Source organism: Selenomonas sp. WCT3, assembly GCA_900100835.1.
GTDB classification, from domain to species: domain Bacteria; phylum Bacillota; class Negativicutes; order Selenomonadales; family Selenomonadaceae; genus Selenomonas_A; species Selenomonas_A ruminantium_E.
The window spans coordinates 91,723-112,579 of record FNCM01000004.1; the positions used below are offsets into that span (position 1 = coordinate 91,723).

Annotated in this window: 23 protein-coding genes; all 23 read left to right on the plus strand. The window is 51.0% G+C overall.

Features of this window, described 5'->3' with window-relative positions:
• Positions 1 to 86: 86 nt before the first annotated feature.
• The 23 genes from hrcA to BLQ36_RS04985 all read left to right on the plus strand — a co-directional run bounded on the left by hrcA (position 87) and on the right by BLQ36_RS04985 (position 20,808).
• The gene (hrcA, locus tag BLQ36_RS04875; RefSeq protein ID WP_074514281.1) at positions 87 to 1,121 is read left to right on the plus strand and encodes a heat-inducible transcriptional repressor HrcA; all 1,035 of its coding nucleotides are present in this window, start codon (positions 87 to 89) and stop codon (positions 1,119 to 1,121) included.
• Positions 1,122 to 1,184: 63 nt separating this feature from the next.
• Complete coding sequence (gene grpE / locus BLQ36_RS04880; protein WP_074514283.1) at positions 1,185 to 1,784, plus strand: nucleotide exchange factor GrpE; 600 nt, start codon at positions 1,185 to 1,187, stop codon at positions 1,782 to 1,784.
• A 62-nt stretch (positions 1,785 to 1,846) separates the two neighbouring features.
• Positions 1,847 to 3,694: a molecular chaperone DnaK gene (dnaK, locus tag BLQ36_RS04885; protein ID WP_074514285.1), complete on the plus strand. Its 1,848-nt coding sequence runs from the start codon at positions 1,847 to 1,849 to the stop codon at positions 3,692 to 3,694.
• Between the two features lie 71 nt (positions 3,695 to 3,765).
• Positions 3,766 to 4,920, plus strand: coding sequence for a molecular chaperone DnaJ (gene dnaJ, locus BLQ36_RS04890; protein ID WP_074514286.1), 1,155 nt, complete (start codon positions 3,766 to 3,768; stop codon positions 4,918 to 4,920).
• A 115-nt stretch (positions 4,921 to 5,035) separates the two neighbouring features.
• Positions 5,036 to 5,986 carry a 50S ribosomal protein L11 methyltransferase gene (gene prmA, locus BLQ36_RS04895; protein ID WP_074514288.1) on the plus strand — a complete coding sequence of 317 codons (951 nt, stop codon included), beginning with the start codon at positions 5,036 to 5,038 and terminating at the stop codon, positions 5,984 to 5,986.
• Positions 5,983 to 6,720, plus strand: coding sequence for a 16S rRNA (uracil(1498)-N(3))-methyltransferase (locus tag BLQ36_RS04900; protein WP_074514289.1), 738 nt, complete (start codon positions 5,983 to 5,985; stop codon positions 6,718 to 6,720). The genes prmA and BLQ36_RS04900 overlap by 4 nt, the downstream gene beginning before the upstream one ends.
• A 14-nt stretch (positions 6,721 to 6,734) precedes the next feature.
• Positions 6,735 to 8,039: a tRNA (N(6)-L-threonylcarbamoyladenosine(37)-C(2))-methylthiotransferase MtaB gene (mtaB, locus tag BLQ36_RS04905; RefSeq protein ID WP_074514302.1), complete on the plus strand. Its 1,305-nt coding sequence runs from the start codon at positions 6,735 to 6,737 to the stop codon at positions 8,037 to 8,039.
• Positions 8,040 to 8,154: 115 nt separating this feature from the next.
• Positions 8,155 to 8,502, plus strand: coding sequence for a histidine triad nucleotide-binding protein (locus tag BLQ36_RS04910; protein WP_074514304.1), 348 nt, complete (start codon positions 8,155 to 8,157; stop codon positions 8,500 to 8,502).
• Between the two features lie 99 nt (positions 8,503 to 8,601).
• Positions 8,602 to 8,784: a 30S ribosomal protein S21 gene (gene rpsU, locus BLQ36_RS04915; protein ID WP_033170151.1), complete on the plus strand. Its 183-nt coding sequence runs from the start codon at positions 8,602 to 8,604 to the stop codon at positions 8,782 to 8,784.
• Between the two features lie 75 nt (positions 8,785 to 8,859).
• Positions 8,860 to 9,306 carry a GatB/YqeY domain-containing protein gene (locus BLQ36_RS04920; RefSeq protein WP_074514305.1) on the plus strand — a complete coding sequence of 149 codons (447 nt, stop codon included), beginning with the start codon at positions 8,860 to 8,862 and terminating at the stop codon, positions 9,304 to 9,306.
• A 146-nt stretch (positions 9,307 to 9,452) separates the two neighbouring features.
• Positions 9,453 to 10,049: an outer membrane beta-barrel protein gene (locus BLQ36_RS04925; RefSeq protein ID WP_074514307.1), complete on the plus strand. Its 597-nt coding sequence runs from the start codon at positions 9,453 to 9,455 to the stop codon at positions 10,047 to 10,049.
• Between the two features lie 112 nt (positions 10,050 to 10,161).
• On the plus strand, positions 10,162 to 10,791 hold the full coding sequence (locus BLQ36_RS04930) for an NfeD family protein (RefSeq protein ID WP_074514309.1): 630 nt from the start codon (positions 10,162 to 10,164) through the stop codon (positions 10,789 to 10,791).
• An 18-nt stretch (positions 10,792 to 10,809) separates the two neighbouring features.
• Complete coding sequence (gene floA, locus BLQ36_RS04935; protein ID WP_033170155.1) at positions 10,810 to 11,814, plus strand: flotillin-like protein FloA; 1,005 nt, start codon at positions 10,810 to 10,812, stop codon at positions 11,812 to 11,814.
• A 10-nt stretch (positions 11,815 to 11,824) separates the two neighbouring features.
• A complete protein-coding gene (locus tag BLQ36_RS04940) occupies positions 11,825 to 12,271 on the plus strand; it encodes a hypothetical protein (protein ID WP_074514310.1) in 447 nt (148 codons plus the stop codon).
• Between the two features lie 115 nt (positions 12,272 to 12,386).
• Positions 12,387 to 13,346: a polyprenyl synthetase family protein gene (locus BLQ36_RS04945; protein ID WP_180364834.1), complete on the plus strand. Its 960-nt coding sequence runs from the start codon at positions 12,387 to 12,389 to the stop codon at positions 13,344 to 13,346.
• A 38-nt stretch (positions 13,347 to 13,384) separates the two neighbouring features.
• Complete coding sequence (locus tag BLQ36_RS04950; RefSeq protein WP_074514313.1) at positions 13,385 to 13,744, plus strand: twin-arginine translocase TatA/TatE family subunit; 360 nt, start codon at positions 13,385 to 13,387, stop codon at positions 13,742 to 13,744.
• A gap of 178 nt (positions 13,745 to 13,922) precedes the next feature.
• Positions 13,923 to 14,141, plus strand: coding sequence for a Sec-independent protein translocase subunit TatA/TatB (locus tag BLQ36_RS04955; RefSeq protein WP_074514314.1), 219 nt, complete (start codon positions 13,923 to 13,925; stop codon positions 14,139 to 14,141).
• A gap of 15 nt (positions 14,142 to 14,156) precedes the next feature.
• Entirely contained in the window at positions 14,157 to 14,939 is a 783-nt protein-coding gene (gene tatC, locus BLQ36_RS04960) for a twin-arginine translocase subunit TatC (RefSeq protein ID WP_074514316.1), read from the plus strand.
• Between the two features lie 23 nt (positions 14,940 to 14,962).
• Positions 14,963 to 16,423, plus strand: coding sequence for a menaquinone biosynthesis decarboxylase (locus tag BLQ36_RS04965; RefSeq protein ID WP_074514318.1), 1,461 nt, complete (start codon positions 14,963 to 14,965; stop codon positions 16,421 to 16,423).
• Entirely contained in the window at positions 16,420 to 17,268 is an 849-nt protein-coding gene (locus tag BLQ36_RS04970; RefSeq protein ID WP_081342228.1) for a 4-hydroxybenzoate octaprenyltransferase, read from the plus strand. Before BLQ36_RS04965 ends, BLQ36_RS04970 begins: the two co-directional genes overlap by 4 nt.
• A gap of 23 nt (positions 17,269 to 17,291) precedes the next feature.
• Positions 17,292 to 18,155, plus strand: a complete 864-nt coding sequence (folD, locus tag BLQ36_RS04975; RefSeq protein ID WP_074514321.1) for a bifunctional methylenetetrahydrofolate dehydrogenase/methenyltetrahydrofolate cyclohydrolase FolD — start codon at positions 17,292 to 17,294, stop codon at positions 18,153 to 18,155.
• Between the two features lie 47 nt (positions 18,156 to 18,202).
• A complete protein-coding gene (locus tag BLQ36_RS04980) occupies positions 18,203 to 19,870 on the plus strand; it encodes a formate--tetrahydrofolate ligase (RefSeq protein WP_074514323.1) in 1,668 nt (555 codons plus the stop codon).
• A 188-nt stretch (positions 19,871 to 20,058) separates the two neighbouring features.
• Entirely contained in the window at positions 20,059 to 20,808 is a 750-nt protein-coding gene (locus BLQ36_RS04985; RefSeq protein WP_074514325.1) for a methylenetetrahydrofolate reductase, read from the plus strand.
• Positions 20,809 to 20,857 lie beyond the last annotated feature (49 nt).

Consider the following 20,857-nt stretch of genomic DNA (forward strand, 5'->3'; position numbering starts at 1 on the left):
TCGCGGTATTATCTTAATAGATTCGAAGTTAGCACTCACTATATAAGAGTGCTAACAGGAAAATAAATACCGAAGGAGGGATGCTGATGTCCGAACCGATAGATGAGCGCAAACAGCGGGTGTTAAAGGCTGTTATCGACGATTATATCGAAACCGCCGAGCCAGTGGGCTCAAGAACCTTGGCTCGGAAGTATGACCTGGGCGTCAGTCCGGCCACCATTCGCAACGAAATGGCGGATCTGGAGATGTTGGGGTATCTTAAGCATCTGCATACCTCCTCCGGCCGGGTGCCATCATCCAAGGGATACCGTTTCTACGTGGATGGCTTGATTCCGCCGAAGCCAGTCAGCGAGGAAGAAAAGGCGCTGATTGACCGTTGGTATAATGCTAAAGTTAAGCGGATTGATGAGGTGTTTCAAGAGACGGCTCATATCATATCCCAGGTGACAAAAAACGTATCGCTAGTATTGGCGCCGCAGTTTACCCAGGCGAAGTTCCGCTGCCTGCAGTTTTTGCCCCTTGATGATTATCGCGTCATCACGGTGCTTATGACGGATGCAGGCTTTATCGAGAACAAGATTATTGAAATGCCAAGTGGTGCTACCTTCGAGGATTTCCAGCGAATGGCACGGGTCATCAATGACAATCTTGCCGGGCATACCCTCGATACGATTCATCATCATGCCCTATCAGAGATTCGCGATGAAATCTCCGATGAGCCCCTTTACGAGTCGGCCTTAGAGATTATCCATCGGGCTTTGGATACCGGGAAAAAGGAAAGGCTTTATCTTGGGGGAACGACCCAGATGCTGGACCAGCCGGAATTCCACGACGTGGAAAAGGTCAAGGAAACCCTGATGATGCTCGAAGAGGAAGAGCTCATAAAAGATATTCTCTATGCCCATATGGGCGATGGCCTAGAGGTCACCATTGGACAGGAAAATGAGGATAAGCATTTCAAGGACAGCAGTATCATTACGGCGACTTATCATCTCGATGGGGAACTTTTGGGAACCATTGCGGTATTGGGGCCGACCCGTATGGAATACGCCAAGGCAATGAGCCTGCTGGAGTACATGAATTCGAATCTTACCAATGTCATCAAACGCTTTCACTGGTAGAACCTGCTGGTGCTTAGCAATAAGATATCCCCTTTGAAAGAGGTGAAGGAATTGCCATCATTTATGAAAGATGAATTAAAGAAAAAAGATGAGCAGAAACTTGACGAGATGCAGCAGGAAATCAATGAGGCCAGTGCTGAAGCTGAGGCCGAGGAAGTTGAAGGTCAGGACGATGCTGAGGTAGCGGAGGCTGCGGAGACGGAAGCTTCCGATGAGGCACAACAGCTTGAAAAGCTCATGGCAGACCTGAAGGAAAAAGAAGAACGCGTTCTTCGCCTGCAGGCTGATTTTGAGAATTTCCGCCGCCGCACGGCCAAAGAGAAAGAGGAACTTTCGGCCGTCGTAACTCAGGGTATCCTCAAGGATATGCTGCCGCTTTTGGACAACTTTGAACGTGCTATGGCTGCTGAGGCCAAGGACGGGGAAGCGTTCCAGAAGGGCGTTGAGATGATTTTCACGCAGTTTGGTGAAGTGCTCAAAAAGAATGGTTTGGAAAAAATCGAAACCGAGGGTCAGAAATTTGATCCGAATTTCCACCAGGCGGTTATGCGTGTCCAGAATGAAGAGCTGGAAGATGATGATATCGCTCAGGAACTTCAGAAGGGCTACATGGTTAAGGGACGGGTAATCCGCCCGAGCATGGTTCAGGTTGTAGCCAACTAAGGTTGTTTATAAAGTTTTTCTCTATATATTTTGGATAAAGATATTTTTAGGAGGATTTTAAAATGTCTAAAGTAATTGGTATTGACTTAGGTACGACCAACTCCGTTGTATCTGTTATGGAAGGCGGCGAGCCGACTGTCATCACGAATCCGGAAGGCAGCCGCATCACCCCGTCTGTTGTCGGTTTCACGAAAGACGGTCAGCGTCTCGTAGGCCAGTTGGCAAAACGCCAGGCTGTATCCAACCCGGATCGCACGATTGCATCCATTAAACGTCACATGGGTGATTCCAGCTACAAAGTAACGGTGGATGGCAAGAGCTACACGCCGCAGGAAATTTCCGCTATGGTTCTGCAGAAGCTCAAGGCTGATGCAGAGGCATATCTCGGTGAAACGGTCAGCCAGGCCGTCATCACGGTTCCGGCTTACTTCAACGACAGCCAGCGCCAGGCAACAAAAGACGCTGGTAAGATTGCTGGCCTCGAGGTTCTGCGTATCGTCAACGAGCCGACGGCAGCAGCCCTGGCTTATGGTCTGGATAAAGACGATGACGAGACGGTTCTGGTATTTGACCTCGGTGGTGGTACGTTTGATGTCTCGATTCTCGAACTTTCTGGCGGTACCTTCGAAGTTCTGGCAACCAATGGTGACACCCACCTCGGCGGTGATGACTTCGACCAGGCTATCATGGACTGGATGGTTGAGGAGTTCAAGAAAGAGAACAACATTGACCTGTCCCAGGACAAGATGGCTGCTCAGCGCCTCAAAGAGGCTGCCGAGAAAGCTAAGATTGAGCTTTCCAGCATGACCCAGACGAACATCAATCTGCCGTTTATCACGGCTGATGCTACGGGCCCGAAACATCTCGACCTCACGCTGTCCCGTGCTAAGTTCGATGAACTCACCAGCAGCCTGGTTGAGCGCACGATGGAGCCGACCCGCAAGGCTATGGCTGATGCTGACCTTTCTGGCAGCGATATCAACAAGATTATCCTCGTCGGTGGTTCTTCCCGTATCCCGGCTGTTCAGGAAGCTATCCGCAAGTTCCTGGCAAAAGAGCCGTCCAAGGGCGTTAACCCGGATGAGTGCGTATCCGTTGGTGCTGCTATCCAGGGTGGTATCCTCGTGGGTGAAGTCAAAGATGTACTGCTTCTCGATGTAACGCCGCTTTCCCTTGGTATTGAGACTCTTGGCGGTGTTTGCACGAAAATCATCGAGCGCAACACGACGATTCCGACCCATAAGAGCCAGGTATTCTCCACGGCTGCCGATAACCAGCCTTCCGTTGATATCCACGTCCTTCAGGGTGAGCGTGAGATGGCTGCCGGTAACAAGACGCTGGGCCGCTTTGAGCTCTCCGATATCCCGCCAGCTCCGCGTGGGGTTCCTAAAATCGAAGTATCCTTCGATATCGATGCCAACGGTATCGTTCACGTATCGGCCAAAGACCTCGGTACGGGCAAAGAGCAGAAAATCACGATTCAGTCCGATGGCGGTATGAGCAAAGAAGATATCGACCGCATGGTCAAAGAGGCTGAGGCACATGCAGCAGAGGATAAGAAGCAGAAAGAAGCCATCGATGTTAAGAATCAGGCTGACAGCTTTGTATATCAGGCAGAAAAGACCATTAAGGATCTGGGCGACAAGGCAGATAAAGCACAGATTGCCAAAGTTCAGGAAGGTGTCGATAAGGTAAAAGAGGCACTCAAGAGCAATGATACGGAAACGATCAAGAAGGCAATGGAAGAGGCTCAGAAACCGCTTTATGAAATGAGTGCTGCTGCTTATCAGCAGGCTCAGGCTGCTGGCCAGGGAGCTCCGGGTGCAGACCAGGCAGCTCAGGCTGATGCCAAGAACGACGACGATGTTGTTGATGCAGAGTATACGGAAGTCAAAGACGACAAGAAATAATTCACGGTTTTGATGGAAGGATTGTTGGGAGCCTGCGGGCTCCCAACAATTATATTTAAGGATGGTGCAACGTGAGCGAGAAACGCGATTACTATGAGGTGCTGGGCGTTGATAAAGGCGCATCGGCAGCTGATATAAAAAAGGCCTACAAAAAAATGGCCCGTAAATATCATCCGGACCTCAACCGCGATAATCCGAAAGAAGCTGAGGAGAAATTCAAGGAAGTCAACGAAGCTTATGATGTCTTGAAGGATCCGCAGAAGAAAGCCCAGTACGATCAGTTCGGTCATGCGGCCTTTGAAGGCGGTATGGGCGGCGGAGGCGGCTTTGGTGGTTTCGGCGGAGGCGGCTTCGGCGGTTTCGGTGGCGGCGGAATGGATGACATCTTCGATATGTTCTTTGGCGGCGGTGGACGTCAGCGTTCCCGCGGCCCGCAGCCGGAACGGGGCAGTGACCTGCGCTATGATTTGGAGATTACCTTTGAAGAAGCAGCCTTTGGCAAAGAGGTGGAACTAAGTATTCCGCGCATGGAAACGTGTGAAGCCTGCCATGGCTCTGGGGCAGCGGCGGGAACCAGCCCGGAAACCTGTCCGGACTGTCATGGCACGGGCGTGCGCCAGCAGGTACAGAACACGCCCTTTGGCCGCATGGTTAATCAGACCACCTGCAGCCGTTGTCATGGTACCGGCAAGATTGTCAAGAATCCTTGCGGTGAGTGCCATGGTACTGGTAAAAAGAAAGTCCGCAGCAAGATTAAGGTCAATATCCCGAAGGGCATCGACAATGGCCAGCGGGTTCGCGTCCGCGGCGGCGGTGAAGCCGGCAAACTCGGCGGTGAGCATGGCGACCTTTACGTATATATCTTTATCAAGCCGCATAAGATTTACCAGCGCCAGGGTACGGATGTTGTAGTGGAAGTGCCGATTTCCTTTGTTCAGGCAGCTTTGGGAGATAAAATCCAGGTGCCGACCATTGACGGCACGGTGGAGGTCAAAGTGCCGGCTGGTACCCAGTCGGGCAAAATCCTGCGCCTGCGCGAACGAGGTATTCCCCATCTGCGCGGTACGGGACGTGGTGATGAACACGTTGTCATCAAGGTGCTCACGCCTCAGAATCTCAACCAGCGCCAGAAAGAACTTCTCAAAGAGTTCGGCGAAATCAGCGGCGATAAAGTCAATCCGGAACAGAAGAGCTTCCTTGATAACCTCAAGAATCTCTTTAAGTAATCCAAGAAATTATCAAACAAGTGAGAGTGTGACACTCTCACTTGTTTTTTTCAGCGGATAAACGTATAATAGATTGTCAACGTATATAGTAGGTACGGCAAAGGAGCGATGTATTTTGAAATGGGCAGAAGTAAGTATCCTGACCACCCATGAAGCTACAGATGTTGTGGCGGAAATCTATCACGATATCGGTGCGCAGGGTGTCGTTATCGAGGACCCGGAACTCCTGAACAGTTATATAGATTCGGGGATGTGGGACTTTTCCGATATCCAGCGCGCTGAAGATACAGAGATTGTTACGGTCAAGGCATACCTGCCCATGGATGAAGACCTCGATGGCAGGCTGCGGGACTTCGAACAGCGGATCAAAAAGTTCCGTGAAGTTGAAGGCGACGGCATCACGAAGGGCTCATGCGAGATTTCCTGGAAATCGGTTCAGGATGAAGACTGGTCGGATAACTGGAAGAAATATTTCCATCCTGAGAAAGTCGGCGGCATGATTGTCATCAAACCGACTTGGGAGGATTATACGGCAAGTCCGGACGATATCGTCATTGAACTCGACCCTGGGGCTGCCTTTGGTACGGGAACGCATCCTACGACAGCAATGTGCATCCGCGAACTCGAAAAACTCGTGCGCGGCGGCATGCGGGTATTTGATGTCGGAACGGGGTCCGGTGTGCTCTCGATTGCGGCAGCTAAGCTCGGTGCCAGCGATGTGACAGCTATGGACTATGACCGCACGGCCGTTAATGTGGCGGCGGAAAATATCCGTGAAAATCACGTAGAGGATATTGTAAAGACTGGTATCAGTGATATTTTGAAGTCCTTCGACGGCAAGGCTGACCTCGTCGTGGCCAATATCATTGCCGATATTATCATCCGCCTGTTTGAGGAGCTCGATGCACATCTGGCCCCAGGCGGCAAATTGCTGGCGTCGGGAATTATCACTGAACGGGTGGCTGATGTTACGGAAGCCTGCATTGCCAATGGCTTTGTCGTCGATAAGGTCATCGAAGAGAAAGGCTGGGCGGCAATGGTCATCAGCCGCGGAGAAGACAAATGAGGCGTTTGTTTTATAAGGGTCGGCTGGCCGATACCGTTGAGATTACGGGCAGCGATGCCCATCATCTGATGCACGTCATGCGGGCAAAAGCCGGCCAGCAAATCATTCTGGTAGACGATGCCAATCAGGTAGCCCGCATGGAGATGACGGCTTTTTGCGAAGACGCGGTGACGCTTACGCTTTTGGAACGGCTGCAAGCCGATACCGAATCACCCATTGACCTGATACTAGCCCAATGCCTGTTAAAGTCCGATAAGATGGACATGGTCGTGCAGAAAGCCGTGGAGCTGGGAGCAGTAGGTGTCATTCCGGTCCGCAGCCAGAATTGTGTCGTGCGCTATGATGCAAAAAAAGCAGCTGCCCGCCAGCAGCGCTGGCAAAAGATTGCCGATGAAGCGGCAAAGCAATGTGGAAGGACGGCACTCTTGGAAGTGGCTCCGGTAACCGACATCAAATCGTTGCTGGAATCGGAAAATGGGCAGCAGGACAGCGTGCTGGTTTTCTTTTATGAAAATGAAGACCAACAAACGGTTAAGGATTATTTGCAAAAGATTACTGCTAGACGCATTGTGCTGCTGGTTGGTCCCGAAGGCGGCTTCTCATTGGAAGAAGCCAAGGCCGTAGAAGAGGCTGGAGGCAAAAGCGTAACGCTGGGACCTCGGATATTGCGCGCGGAAACAGCAGCACTGACGGCGATGTCCGTCGTTCAATACGAATGTGGAGATTTAGGATAAGGAGGATTTTTACCTTGCCAAAGGTGGCATTAACAACACTGGGGTGCAAAGTCAACCAGTTTGAAACGGAAACGATGGAAGGTCTGTTCAAGCAGAAGGGCTATGAGATTGTGCCCTTTGACGAAACGGCAGACTTCTATGTTATCAATACCTGCTCCGTCACCAGCCTTGGTGATCGCAAATCCCGTCAGATTATTCGCCGGGCAAAACGGCAGAACGAGCAGGCAATCATTGCGGTATGCGGCTGCTATGCTCAGGTTCATCCGGAAGAAATCAAAGCGATTGAAGGGGTCCGGGTAGTCCTGGGAACGAAAGAGCGTAGCCGCATCGTCGAGTACGTGGAACAGGCGGCGCGGGAAGATGGGATTCTCGATGAGGTGGGCAATATCATGGAGGCCCGCGACTTTGAAGATATTCCCCTCTACGATATGCCACAGCGCACCCGGGCATTCCTGAAAATCGAAGATGGGTGCCAGAATTTCTGTTCCTATTGCATTATTCCCTACGCCCGGGGCCCGGTAAAATCCCGGCAGTTGGATAAGATTCATGCTGAGGCTAAAAAACTGGTGGACGCTGGTTTTAAGGAAATCGTTTTGACGGGAATTCACCTGGGGGCCTACGGTCGTGATTTGCCAGAGGAGGTCAATCTGGCCGACGCCTGCCGGGAAGTGCTGAAGGTAGCGGGCTTAAAGCGGCTTCGTTTGGGGTCGTTGGAATCCATCGAGCTTTCCCCAGAACTATTTGAACTCATTCGTCAGGACGAACGCTTCTGTGCCCATCTCCATCTGCCCTTGCAGGCAGGTTCGGATTCGGTGCTCAAGGATATGAACCGTCATTATGATACGGCAGAATTTGCCCGTCTCATTGAACATGTGGAGAAGGAAGTTCCAGGGGTGGCGGTATCCACGGATATCATTGTGGGCTTCCCAGGGGAGACCGAAGAACAATTCCAGCAGGGATTGGATTTTGTGGCGAAGATGAATTTTTCCCGTATGCATGTATTCCCCTATTCCCGCCGCAGCGGGACGCCAGCGGCCGAGCGGAAGGATCAGATTCCTGAGCCGGTGAAAAAGGAACGGGTTCACCGCATGCAGGCACTGGCGGCCAGCAAGACCGAAGAGTTCCACCGCATGTTTATCGGTAAGACCATGCGGGTCCTGTTTGAGACCAACAATGAAGGAATTACGGATGGTCTTACGGACAATTACATTCGCGTATACACCGATGATGCCGTTATTTGTGGCGACCTTTATGAGGTGCGTTTGGAACGGCTTTATAAAGATGGCGTCTTCGGTAAAGTCGTAGAAAAGGTAAAATAAAATTCCGTATTAAGCAGGTAATTCGCTTTTGGTGGCGAATTATTATAGATGTATCCGGTTTATGCGCAGTATTTGCCATTATGGACGGATAAATCCAACAAGGGAGGTGTTAAAGATGGCAGATTGTATTTTTTGCAAGATTGCTCATAAGGAGATTCCTTCAAATCTTGTCTACGAAGATGATCAGGTGGTAGCATTCAAGGATTTGGAACCGCAGGCTCCAGTCCATGTGCTGGTCATTCCCAAGAAACATGTGGAAAGTGTCCTGGCTTTTACGAAGGAAGACAAGGATTTGGCGGCACATATCCTGGTGGATGTAATCCCGCAGCTGGCTCGTGAACTGGGTGTAGATGAGAAGGGATTCCGCGTTGTCACCAATACGGGCGACGAAGGCGGGCAGAGCGTCAAACATCTGCATTTCCACCTCCTGGGCGGCCGTTCCCTGCAGTGGCCTCCAGGCTAATCAGTTTGTGGTTGACATGGCTGCGCCAGCTGATGTATAATTGTGTGGTGTAGTTATGAAACACAAACTCCCAAGTTAAGTGGAGGGGGGGAAAAATAGATGGCAAACGAAATCAAAGTTGGTAAAAATGAATCAATCGATAGTGCTCTCCGCCGCTTCAAGCGTATGTCCCAGAAAGCTGGTACGCTTGCTGAAGTGAGAAAACGTGAACATTACGAGAAACCGAGCGTTCGCCGCAAGAAGAAATCTGAGGCAGCTCGTAAACGCAAGTTCCGCGGCTAATCCTAGGTTTTTGCGTGAGGCGCCTGTCTTATGGACAGGCGCCTCATTTTATTTTGATAGAAAGAAGGAAATACGATGTCTCTGAAAGAACAGTTGACGAATGATATGAAAGAAGCCATGAAAAATCATGAGAAGGATCGCCTGGCAGTTATCCGCATGGTTCGTGGTGCAATCCGCCAGCAGGAAATCGATGGACAGAAGGAACTGGGTGATGAGGATGTCATTGCGGTACTGAGCAAAGAAGTCAAAATGCGCAAGGATTCCATAGAGGAGTTCAAAAAGGGCGGCCGTGAGGATTTGGTGGAGAAAACCCAGGCAGAAATTGATGTACTGCTTCCGTACTTACCGGCTCAGCTGTCGGAAGAGGAAGTACGTGAATTGGTCAAGGCTGCTGTCGAGCAGACTGGTGCCGCTTCGCCGAAAGATATGGGCAAGGTTATGGGTGTTCTGATGCCAAAGGTAAAAGGGCGTGCCGATGGTAAAATGGTTAATACGATTGTCCGCAGCTTTTTGCAGGGTTAAGGAAATTGTTGGTGTCTAATGAAACTCCAAGGAAAAACTAATGAACATAATAACTGTTATTTAGGAAAGGTTAACATGGCAATGATACAGTATGCATGTTAAATGATTGTTTATCTGTTGTTCATGAAGTTTGGAGGATCAATTCAATGAAGAAGAAGGCTTTATTTGCTGCGGTTATGGGGATTACCATGTGTGCTGGTACGGGCTTTGCTGCACCGGCTACGAATTACGATGCTGGCGCTGTTACGGTTGAGGCAGGTATGAGCGTTGCTCCGGATATGCAGATCAACGGTTTTTCCGGCGATGATAAGACTCGACCCTATGCAGGTGCTACGGTTGGTCTTGGCAGCAATTTTGCACTTCAGTATAAATATGCCGATAACAAGGCAAGCAATGTTGGTATGAGAATGCAGGAGTTCAACCTGAACTATCAGGCTGGTAAAAACACCTACATCTATGCCGGCAACCTGAATGTCAAAGGTACTTCGGCTGCATCGGGCATTTCCGATAACCGTGTGCAGGTTGGCGTTAAGTACGTCGCTCCGGCTGGTGATAAGACGAACTGGTGGGTTGGCGGCGCCGTTGGCGATGACCTTTGGCGTGCAGAAATCGGCGGTTCCTATGCGCTGGCTCCGAATGTAGATTGGGATCTTTCTTATCAGTATACGGATGCCAAAAATGTCGATGATCGGGTTGATGTCAAGACCAGAGGCCTTTACACGGGCCTGACGTTCAAACTCTAATTGAATTGAATGGTGCCAAAGATAAGGGCAACAGGTAACACCTGTTGCCTTTTCTGTGTGTAAGCAGGTGATTTCCTTTGGGCAGGGAATATAGTATTAGGAGGTGATATCGATGGATGTGGTGAGTATTCCTGCGCTGCAGGTTTTACTGCTGGCGATTATGTTCCTGGCGGTTTTGGTGGAAATAAAAACCGGCGGGATGGGCGCTGGCGTGTTGTTGGGGCTGGTAGCAGCAGCGGTGTTTTGGGGAAGCCAATATGTAAGGGGCTTAGTAGACCTCTATCAGATTGCCATGTTCTTGGCGGGAATCCTTTGCATTGTTTTTGAGATGCTCATGCCGACGATAGGGCTCTTGGCTGGCGTTGGTGTGGCCGCAATGCTATACAGTGTGGTACTGGCACTGGGGGGCGATATTCAGGCTATCTACGCGATGCTGATTGCCTTCGTGGTATCGGTAGCAGGCTTTGCCCTGATTGTAAAACGCCTTCCTTCCAGCAGGCTTTGGAATAAGGTGGTTTTGAAGGATCAGTCCGAATCTGCCCGAGGGTATGTCAGCACAACACCCAAACAGTCTTTGCTGGGTAAAGAGGGAGAAGTGTTAAGTGAACTGCGCCCATCCGGCGCGGTGCTCCTCGATGGCGTTCCCGTGGATGTGATTTCCGAAGGGGCTTTTATCCCCAAGGGGGAAAAAGTACGGGTAGTAGCCGTTGAAGGTGTTCGGGTAGTAGTTCGTAAAGTTTAATTTTCTGGAGGTATTGTTATGGTCGGAATAATCGGATCGGGTTTTTTCCTGGTATTACTCATTGCTTTTGTCATGATATTTTTGCATTTCGTGCCGCTGGGGCTATGGATTTCGGCGCTGGCTGCCGATGTTCGGGTAGGAATTGTCACGCTGGTTGGTATGCGCATGCGCCGGGTTCCGCCGGCAAAGATTATCCTGCCCCTTATCAAGGCCAATAAAGCCGGTCTGAATGTGGCGGTTAATCAGCTTGAGGCCCACTATTTGGCTGGCGGTAATGTCGATAAGGTGGTAGATGCGCTGATAGCGGCTCACCGTGCCCAGATCCCCCTGCCCTTTGAGCGCTCGGCTGCCATTGATCTGGCAGGCCGTGATGTATTGGAAGCTGTGCAGATGAGTGTAAACCCGAAGGTTATCGAGACGCCGGTGGTTTCGGCGGTGGCCAAGAATGGTATCGAGCTTAAGATTAAGGCCCGTGTCACGGTTCGTGCCAACATCGACCGCCTGGTGGGTGGTGCCGGTGAACCCACGATCATTGCCCGTGTTGGTGAAGGCATTGTTACAACAGTAGGTTCTTCGGAAAGTCATAATGATGTGTTGGCCAATCCGGACGATATTTCGAAGACGGTACTGGGCAAAGGTCTCGATGCCGGTACTGCTTTTGAAATCCTCTCCATTGATATTGCCGATGTGGATGTAGGGCGCAATATCGGTGCAGAACTCCAGACGGATCAGGCCGAGGCAGACAAGCGCATTGCTCAGGCCAAGGCGGAGGAACGCCGTGCTATGGCCGTAGCCAAAGAGCAGGAAATGAAGGCTTATACCCAGGAGATGGAAGCTAAAGTTGTCGAGGCTCAGGCCGAAGTTCCTCATGCTATGGCCCAGGCTCTGCGCGAAGGCAAACTAGGAGTTATGGATTATTACAATTTGAACAACGTTCAGGCAGATACGGATATGCGCAATGCCATTAGTGCCTCTGGCGAAGGACAAGGGAAGCTCCAGGCACCAACGGCGCCAGTAAAGTAAGGAGGTCATCATGGAATCAATCCTGATGATTATCGTATTTGTCTTGTTTGCCGTGCTGTCGGATAAAAGTGGCAGCAAGAAAAAAGCCCCAGTGCCAAGACCGGAAAATTCAGCGGCGAAAACCAGCGGAAATCTGGGGTTCAAGATTCCGGAATTGCGCAATGCGCCGGATTCATCGAAGCGGGATGCGGAATGGATACGTCTGCAGGAACAAGCATACCGGAAAGAGCAAGAGGCGAAGCGGCGCGAGGCGGAATACAAGAAACAGCGCTTGCAGCAGGAAGCAGATATTCGGGCGGCTGAGGAAGCTGCTTATGAGGTGCAGGCGAAATTGGTTAGTGTTTCCAAAAGAAAACCCAAATTACAAATTCCTGTCCTTACCCCTGAAACGGCGCAGCAGGCAGTAGTTTTTGCGGAAATCCTTGGCCGGCCGAAGGCTTATCGTAGACGCCGTTAACGATAAATTTTATGCGTTTTATCGATGACAAAAATGGGTATTTGTAGTAAAATAGAACAATATGCTATGAAGAAAGAAATACGAATTTTTGTAGGTGATAAGCGTGTCAAACTCCATGTTTGATGTTATACAAGAGGATATAGAGAAGCTCAATGAGGGCTTGATTGGTGCAGTGTCCTCGCCAGTAGACCTGGTGACGGAAATCGGTACGCATCTGGTGACGGCCGGTGGCAAACGCATTCGTCCGGCTCTTTGCCTGCTGGCTGCTCATGGCGGCCCCGCTTACAGCCTGGAACGGCTGCTGCCGCTAGCTGAGGCCCTAGAGCTCATCCATACGGCATCTTTGGTACACGATGATGTTATCGATGAGGCAGATACGCGCCGCGGCTGCATTACGGCAAATGCCAAATGGGATAATCAAGTGGCAATTTTGAGCGGTGACTATATCTTTGCGAAGGCATTTGGTCTCATTGCCGATGGCGAATATGGAAATTATGTATCAAAGCGGCTGGCTGATTTAGTCTGCAATTTGAGCGTTGGGGAGATTATCCAGAACCATACGGTTTATCATGCGGTAAAGGATTTGGATAACTACTACAATCGCATTCAGAAGAAAACGGCGGACTTTTTGGAGATATGCTGTGAACTCGGTGCCTATGTGGGCGGGTTCGAGCAAGAGGAAGTTCGCCGCCTGGCTGAATACGGCCATTGCATTGGCATGGCCTTCCAGATTACCGATGATTTGCTGGATATCCTGCAGACCTCGGAGAAAATCGGCAAACCGGCAGGCAATGACATCCGCCAGGGAATTGTCACGTTGCCGGTTATCCATGCCCTTAATGTAAGCGCGGATGCTGCTGAGCTTGAGAATATCGTGACGGACCCCGCTATGACGGATGAAATGGTGGCGCGGGCCTTGGCAATCGTCAAGGCAACCGATGGCGTTGAGATTGCTAAGGCCAAGGTGGAGGAATATCTCGACCGTGCCCGTGAGGTACTGCCGGAGAGCCTGGCGCTGGAAATTCGCGAGGCCTTTGTCATGGTGGCGGACTTTATTGGCGACCGTGATTTTTGATGGATTAGAGATTTGGGAATGTATGGAGGAAGATAATTATGTTGAGTGCTCCTGAACTTATCATGATTTTGGTAGTGGGGTTGGTGGTTTTTGGCCCAGGTAAGCTCCCTGAGGTAGCCCGTTCCTTAGGCAAGGGGGTTCGGGAATTCAAAAAGGCGACCAATGCACTTTCACAGGCAATCAATGCACCGGAGCAGGCTCCCGTACAGCAGCAGGCGACAGCTCAGCCCCAGGCGCAGCAGCCGGCACCAACTGCTCCGGAGCCTACGGTAAATGCGGCGGCTGAACAGCCCGCTTCAAAGGAGGCTTCGCAGCCTGCTGCTCCGGCTTATCAGGCTCCAACTCAGGAATCCGTGCGTCAGCAGATTCAGGAGCAGGCTGGGAAAAAAGCAGAATAAATTGTTGACCGTGAAAAAACCATCATTGTCTGTGGCAATGATGGTTTTTATTATATCCATCATAAGGATTTCATATGATAGGCCCAATATGTTTCGTTGAGATTTTTATGTTTTTTCGTTATAATAAAAAAGAGAAAATATAATCGCGTAGATGAATTGTTTTTTAGGAGGATTTTTTATGTTTAGTCCATGGCAAGCCGGAATTGTAGTGTTGATTGCCCTCGTTATTTTTGGACCGAGCCGTCTGCCGGAAATTGGCAAGGCACTGGGCAAGGGCATCCGTGAATTCAAGTCGAGTGCAACTGGCGATGATGCAAAGCAGGCAGAACAGACGATGACTAATGTAACGGAGCAGCCGAAGGAATTGCCGTCGAAGTCTGACACGACAAAACAGTAAGCCAGGTGGAGTTACATGGCAGAAGAGAAACAATATGAAGAAATCGCGGCGCCGCAGCCGCGAGGAGTAATTGAGCCAGGATCGGTGGAATACGTTCGTGATGATGATGGCACCATGTCACTGGTGGCCCATTTAACAGAACTTCGCAGCCGGCTTATCAAATGCCTGGTGGCCGTTGCCCTGGGCAGTTGTGTAGGGTATTTCTTTATTGATAAAATCATGCATTACATAACCCTGCCGGCGGGCAAGCTCTACTACATGCAGCCTTCAGAGGCTTTTTTCACGTATTTGAAAGTTGCCTGTGTGACCGGATTCCTGTTGGCACTGCCCGTTGTGTTCTGGCACGTTTGGCGGTTTTTTCTGCCGGCACTTACCCATAAGGAACGTGCAGTTCTCGGCATTATTGTGCCGACTTCGGTCGTCCTGTTCTTTGCAGGATTGGCCTTTTCCTTTTTCTTGGTGTTGCCGGCGGGGATTCGCTTCTTTATGGGCTTTAACAGTGCCGAACTGGAAGCGATGTTTTCGGTTGACAAATATTTTGACTTTGTCATTATGTTCGTAATGCCCTTTGGCTTTATTTTTGAATTACCCCTTGTAATTACAATTATGGGAAAAATGGGAATTATAACCTCAGCGTTTTTGAAGAAGTACCAGCGTATCGTCATTTTCCTGTCCTTTGTGGTAGGTGCTATCATTACGCCGACACCGGATATCTTCACGCAGTCGATGATTGCCTTGCCGATTATCATTCTATACGAAGTCGGTTATTTTATCGTTCGTTATGTTCTGCGCCACTGAGGCTGGTTTAGGGAGGAAATATTTTGGCTTTTAAGGATTTACGGGAATTTATCGCGGAGCTTGAAAAGCGCGGCCTGCTCAAGCGCATCCAGACGGAGGTAGACCCGGAACTGGAAATCACGGAAATCACGGATCGTGTGTCCAAGATGGAAGGCGACAAGAATGTGGCCTTGTTGTTTGAAAATGTGAAGGGGTCCAAGATGCCGGTGCTCATGAATGCTTTTGGCAGCTATGAGCGCATGGCGCTGGCGCTAGGGGTGGAAAAACTCGACGATGTTGCCGATGAACTGCGCGAGATGATGAAACTTCCGTATGTTTCGTTGCAGAATAAGATGAGCGTTGTCACGATGATTCCGATGATTAAGCGCGCCATCAATTTCCCGAAATATGTGAAGAATGCACCTTGTCAGGAGGTTGTCGAGACGGAGAATCCAAATCTTGATGAGATTCCTATTCTCAAGTGTTGGCCGGATGATGGGGGGCCCTTTGTCACCCTGCCTTTGGTATTTACGAAGAATCCCAAGACGGGCAAGCGCAATGTGGGCATGTATCGCCTGCAGAAGTACGACAGCCGCACGACGGGCATGCATTGGCATATCCATAAGAATGGTGCCGAGAACTTCCGCGATACGAAGGCACAGGGCGGCGACCGCATCGAGGCCGCTGTGGCTATCGGTACGGATCCGGTTGTGACCTATGCGGCGACGGCTCCGTTGCCACGGGATATCGATGAGATGGTCTTTGCCGGCTTCCTGCGTCATAAATCCGTCGAGATGGTCAAGTGCAAGACCGTGGATATCGAAGTACCGGCCAATGCGGAAATCATCCTCGAAGGCTATGTAATGACTGACGAAGTGCGCCGCGAAGGCCCCTTTGGCGATCATACGGGCTATTATTCCCTGGCTGACGATTATCCGGTATTCCATATCACGGCTATTACTCACCGCAAGGACGCCATCTATTCGTCTACAGTTGTCGGCAAGCCGCCAATGGAGGACTGCTATCTGGCCAAGGCTACGGAGCGCATCTTCCTGCCGCTATTGCAGCAGATGCAGCCGGAAATCCTTGACATCAACATGCCGCTGGAAGGCGTATTCCATGACTGCTGCATCGTATCCATCAAGAAATCGTATCCGATGCAGGCGCGCAAGGTCATGCATGCGCTTTGGGGCATGGGACAGATGATGAACGTCAAGATGATCATCGTTGTCGATGCCCATGTCAATGTCCAGGATCTGAAGGAAGTCTGGTGGCGCGTCTACAATAACATCGACGCGAAACATGACCTGGAGATTGTGGAAGGCCCCCTCGATGTTCTCGATCATTCCTCGCCCATGGCGAAATGGGGTGCCAAACTCGGCATTGATGCTACGAAGACCTGGCCGGAAGAGGGCCATACCCGTGAGTGGCCGGAAGAGATCAGCATGTCTGAGGATATCCGCAAAAAGGTCGATGCCAAGTGGAAGGAGCTTGGTCTCGATTGATTAACATAAAAGCACATATCAATAACGTGGCGCTCCATCATACGATCTTTGATTTGCCCTTTGCCTTTATGGCAGCACTGTTGGCCGCCGGTGGACATCCATCGCTCCATGATTTGTTTTGGATTGCGGTAGCCATCACGACGGGAAGGGCAGCTGCACTGGCTATGGATAATCTGGCCGATGTCAAATATGACAGCCAGCAGCCGCGCATGCAGTATCGTGCCATGGTGCGAGGGGATATCTCTAAGCGGGAAGCCAAGGTCTTTATCGTGATCTGCCTGGCTTTGATGGTAGCATCTGTCACCCAGCTTCACCCCATCTGCATTTATCTTTTGCCCATCGCCGCTGTTCCCTTTATGATCTATCCGTTCACGAAGCGTTTTACAGGCTGGTGCCACCTGTTCCTTGGCCTTGCCATCGGCATGGCGCCGGCAGGGGGCTGGGTCGGTGTCAGCGGTCAGGTCACGGTGCCGATGGTACTGCTCTGCATTGCTGTTGCGCTCTGGATTGGCGGCTTTGATGCCATGTATGGCGCTCAGGATGAGGCGTTTGACAAGAGTCAGGGCCTGCATTCGCTGGCAACGGAGTACGGGGCTGCGGGGGCGTTTAAGATTGCTGTTGCCCTGCATATCATTTGTGTCGTCTGTTTCTTGGCGGTGGGCGTGATGCTGCAGCTGTCCTCCCTGTATTATTTCGGGGTTGGTATTGCGGCGGGAACGTTGGTTTATCAGCATAAAATCGTGAGCCCCACGGATTTTTCCCGGGTCACGCAGCGCTATTTCATGCGCAATGGCATCGTATCGGTGGCAATTTGCGTATGCACCTGGCTTAGTTTTTATCTTTAATCCATTTATCTGGGAGGGACTCTATGTCAGCGAGAATTCTCGAAGGAAAAGTCTTTGCACAGCAGTTCAAGGAGGATGCCGGCCGCCGGGCCGAAGCCTTGCGGGAAAAATACGGTGTGAATCCGGGACTTTCCGTCATCATTGTCGGCAGCAATCCGGCGTCGCAGGTTTATGTCCGCAATAAGAATAAGTCTTGTGAGGCTTTGGGAATCTATTCGGAAGTGGTGGAGATGCCGGAGACGACATCGAAACAGGAGCTTATCGCCAAGATTGATGAACTCAATCTCGATAAGCGCATCCATGGCATTTTGGTACAGCTGCCGCTTCCGGCACAGATTGCCAAAGACGAGGCGGAAATCCTCAATCGCATCGACCCGGCCAAGGACGTGGATGGATTCCATCCGGTCAACGTAGGACGGCTGGTAACTGGCGAGGATGGACTGGTTCCCTGTACGCCAGCAGGCTGTATCCGCATGCTGGAACTTGCTGACATTCCCCTAGATGGTAAGCGGGCAGTGGTCATTGGCCGCAGCAATATCGTGGGCAAGCCCATGCTGCACCTGCTGCTGGCCAAGAATGCCACGGTGACCATCTGTCATTCCCATACGGAGAACTTGGCGGAGATTACGCGGGAGGCGGATATCCTGGTGGCTGCTATCGGCAAGCCGAACTTTGTCACGGCGGATATGGTAAAACCGGGTGCCACCGTTATCGATGTCGGCATCAACCGCATTGCCCCGAAAAAACTTGTGGGTGATGTGGACTTTGAGGCTGTCAAGGAAGTGGCCGGAGCAATTACGCCAGTGCCGGGAGGTGTAGGACTCCTGACGGTGGCTATGCTCATGCAGAATGTTGTCAAGGCGGCCGAAAAGGCAGCCTGCAAATAAATAACCGAATATCTTTCACGGAAACAAACAGAGGAGAAGAAAGCCTAATGAAAACTGATGTGGAGATTGCTCAGGAAGCAGAGATGCAGGACATCCGGAAAATTGCCGAGAAACTGGAAATCTCGGAAGATGAACTGGAACTCTATGGCAAGTACAAGGCGAAAATCACGCTGGCTGCTTGGGAAAAGGTCAAGGATCGTCCCAATGGTAAGCTGGTTCTCGTGACGGCCATCAATCCGACGCCGGCTGGGGAAGGCAAGACGACGACCAGTGTAGGGCTGGCCGATGCCTTCCATAAGCAGGGGAAGAAGGTGGCCGTTGCCTTGCGTGAACCGTCGCTGGGGCCTTGCTTTGGCCTCAAAGGCGGCGCCGCTGGTGGTGGTTATGCTCAGGTGGTACCGATGGAGGATATCAACCTGCACTTTACCGGGGACTTCCATGCGATTACGACGGCTCATAACCTACTGGCTGCTGTCATCGATAACCACATCCAGCAGGGGAATGCTCTGGATATCGATGTGCGCCGAGTAGTTTGGAAACGCGTGCTAGACCTTAACGACCGTGCCCTGCGCCATGTGGTCATCGGCATGGGGGGCAAGGCACATGGCGTGCCTCGGGAGACTGGCTTTGATATTACGGTGGCCTCGGAGATGATGGCTATCCTGTGTCTGGCTTCGGGTCTTGAGGACATGAAAAAGCGCCTGGGAGAAATCGTCGTCGCCTATACCCGGGATGGCCGGGCTGTACGGGCCAAGGAGCTCAATGTAACGGGAGCTTTGACTCTGCTGTTTAAAGATGCCATCAAGCCGAATCTCGTGCAGACCCTTGAGGGAACGCCGGCCTTTATTCATGGCGGGCCGTTTGCTAATATCGCCCATGGGTGCAACAGCGTCATGGCGACGAAGTTTGCCCTGAAGTTTGCCGATTACGTAGTCACGGAGGCTGGTTTCGGGGCGGACCTCGGTGCCGAGAAATTCCTCGACATCAAGTGCCGCTTTGCTGGCATCCATCCCGATGCGGTGGTCATTGTGGCGACGGTTCGCGCCCTTAAAATGCATGGCGGTCTGGATAAGAAAGAGCTTGACCATGTCGATATGGCAGCCCTTGAAAAGGGGCTGGCCAACCTTACCAAGCATATTGAAAACATCCAGAAGTTTGGCTTGCCGGCAGTGGTTGCCATCAATGCCTTCCCGACGGATACGAAGGAAGAACTGGATTTTGTCGAGAAGAAGTGCAACGAGCTTGGCGCCGAAGTCGCCTTGTCGGAGGTTTGGGCTAAAGGCGGCGAAGGTGGCCTGAAACTGGCGGAGAAAGTGGAAGAGGCCTTTGCCAAGCAGAAGAACTTCCATTTCATCTATGAGACAGAGCAGTCGATTCCAGAGAAAATCACGGCTATCGCACGGGAGATTTACGGTGCCGATGGTGTGAACTTCACGGCAGCAGCTAAGAAACAGTTGCAGGAAATCGAAGCCCTGGGCTTTGATAAGATGCCGGTTTGCATGGCGAAAACCCAGTATTCCCTGTCAGATGATGCCACGAAGCTTGGACGCCCCAGCGGCTTTACCATTACTGTGCGGGAACTTCGCATCGCTGCCGGGGCAGGATTTATCGTTGCTCTGACGGGAAATATCCTCACGATGCCGGGCCTTCCCAAGAAGCCAGCGGCTGAGAATATGGATATTGACGAAAGCGGCAAGATTACGGGACTCTTTTAATCCTCGTGTCGCTTTATGTGACAAGTGAAAGGATAAGCGCATTGAGAGGTGATTTCTCAATGCGCTTATTTTATGATTAATCAAGTTTATCTAAACCATTGGGCATCTACTTGCAAAATCCATAAAAACATTTTACAATATAATCTATGTAACTAATAACCAGTAGAAAAATTATCTGGAGGCTGCCTATGAAACGTGTATCGGTTGAGCTGGTGCCACGCGATGAAGAATCGCTGCGCGCGGAACTCGCGCTTTTACAGCAGTACAAGGACAAGATTGATGTCATCAATATCCCCGACCTTTTGCGCTTTGAAACGCGCAGCTGGCAGGGCGCGGCTATGGCTAAGGAATACTTCCCTCAGGCGATGCCGCACATCCGCGCTATGGACATAAACCTTGGTGAGGAGCTGCCGATGAAGGATTATTTGCGGGAACATGATATCCGGGAAGTGCTGGTCATCGAAGGTGACCCACCCCAGCGCATGACCCATGCAGTCTATCCGACGGAAAGCACCGATGTCATTCGCAAATTCCGTGAGGAGATGCCTGAGGTTGATGTCTATGCCGGCATTGACCAGTATCGAAGCTCCATGCGGGAGGAACTCTATCGGGTTCATCGCAAAGTACAGGCAGGGGCCAAGGGCTTCTTTACGCAACCCTTTTACGATATGCGTTATTTGGAGATGTATGCGGACATGTTGGATGGTTTGAACGTATACTGGGGTGTATCGCCGGTCATGACTGCTGGTTCGCAGAGTTATTGGGAGCGTAAGAATAACGTGGTATTCCCTAAGGCCTTTGAGCCAGGCCTTGAGTGGAGTGTGGCTTTTTCCCGCGAAGTTAAAGCGTGGGCGGAAAAGAATGACGCCAATATCTATTTGATGCCAATCCGCACGAATCTTGAGGAATACCTGGCTGGTGTCTTTGCCACATTGTAAGGTTTGCAAACAAATCCGCTGTGTTTGCGGAGGTTAGGTTATATTTTAG

Excerpts from the sequence above, each read along its gene's own strand:
- tatC (WP_074514316.1), top strand. The coding sequence starts at position 14,157 with ATGGCAGAAGAGAAACAATATGAAGAAATCGCGGCGCCGCAGCCGCGA.
- BLQ36_RS04910 (WP_074514304.1), top strand. The coding sequence starts at position 8,155 with ATGGCAGATTGTATTTTTTGCAAGATTGCTCATAAGGAGATTCCTTCA.
- BLQ36_RS04980 (WP_074514323.1), top strand. The coding sequence starts at position 18,203 with ATGAAAACTGATGTGGAGATTGCTCAGGAAGCAGAGATGCAGGACATC.
- folD (WP_074514321.1), top strand. The coding sequence starts at position 17,292 with ATGTCAGCGAGAATTCTCGAAGGAAAAGTCTTTGCACAGCAGTTCAAG.
- BLQ36_RS04945 (WP_180364834.1), top strand. The coding sequence starts at position 12,387 with ATGTTTGATGTTATACAAGAGGATATAGAGAAGCTCAATGAGGGCTTG.
- rpsU (WP_033170151.1), top strand. The coding sequence starts at position 8,602 with ATGGCAAACGAAATCAAAGTTGGTAAAAATGAATCAATCGATAGTGCT.
- floA (WP_033170155.1), top strand. The coding sequence starts at position 10,810 with ATGGTCGGAATAATCGGATCGGGTTTTTTCCTGGTATTACTCATTGCT.
- BLQ36_RS04925 (WP_074514307.1), top strand. The coding sequence starts at position 9,453 with ATGAAGAAGAAGGCTTTATTTGCTGCGGTTATGGGGATTACCATGTGT.
- BLQ36_RS04985 (WP_074514325.1), top strand. The coding sequence starts at position 20,059 with ATGAAACGTGTATCGGTTGAGCTGGTGCCACGCGATGAAGAATCGCTG.
- BLQ36_RS04950 (WP_074514313.1), top strand. The coding sequence starts at position 13,385 with ATGTTGAGTGCTCCTGAACTTATCATGATTTTGGTAGTGGGGTTGGTG.
- BLQ36_RS04955 (WP_074514314.1), top strand. The coding sequence starts at position 13,923 with ATGTTTAGTCCATGGCAAGCCGGAATTGTAGTGTTGATTGCCCTCGTT.
- hrcA (WP_074514281.1), top strand. The coding sequence starts at position 87 with ATGTCCGAACCGATAGATGAGCGCAAACAGCGGGTGTTAAAGGCTGTT.
- BLQ36_RS04930 (WP_074514309.1), top strand. The coding sequence starts at position 10,162 with ATGGATGTGGTGAGTATTCCTGCGCTGCAGGTTTTACTGCTGGCGATT.
- dnaK (WP_074514285.1), top strand. The coding sequence starts at position 1,847 with ATGTCTAAAGTAATTGGTATTGACTTAGGTACGACCAACTCCGTTGTA.
- grpE (WP_074514283.1), top strand. The coding sequence starts at position 1,185 with ATGAAAGATGAATTAAAGAAAAAAGATGAGCAGAAACTTGACGAGATG.
- BLQ36_RS04900 (WP_074514289.1), top strand. The coding sequence starts at position 5,983 with ATGAGGCGTTTGTTTTATAAGGGTCGGCTGGCCGATACCGTTGAGATT.
- BLQ36_RS04920 (WP_074514305.1), top strand. The coding sequence starts at position 8,860 with ATGTCTCTGAAAGAACAGTTGACGAATGATATGAAAGAAGCCATGAAA.
- BLQ36_RS04940 (WP_074514310.1), top strand. The coding sequence starts at position 11,825 with ATGGAATCAATCCTGATGATTATCGTATTTGTCTTGTTTGCCGTGCTG.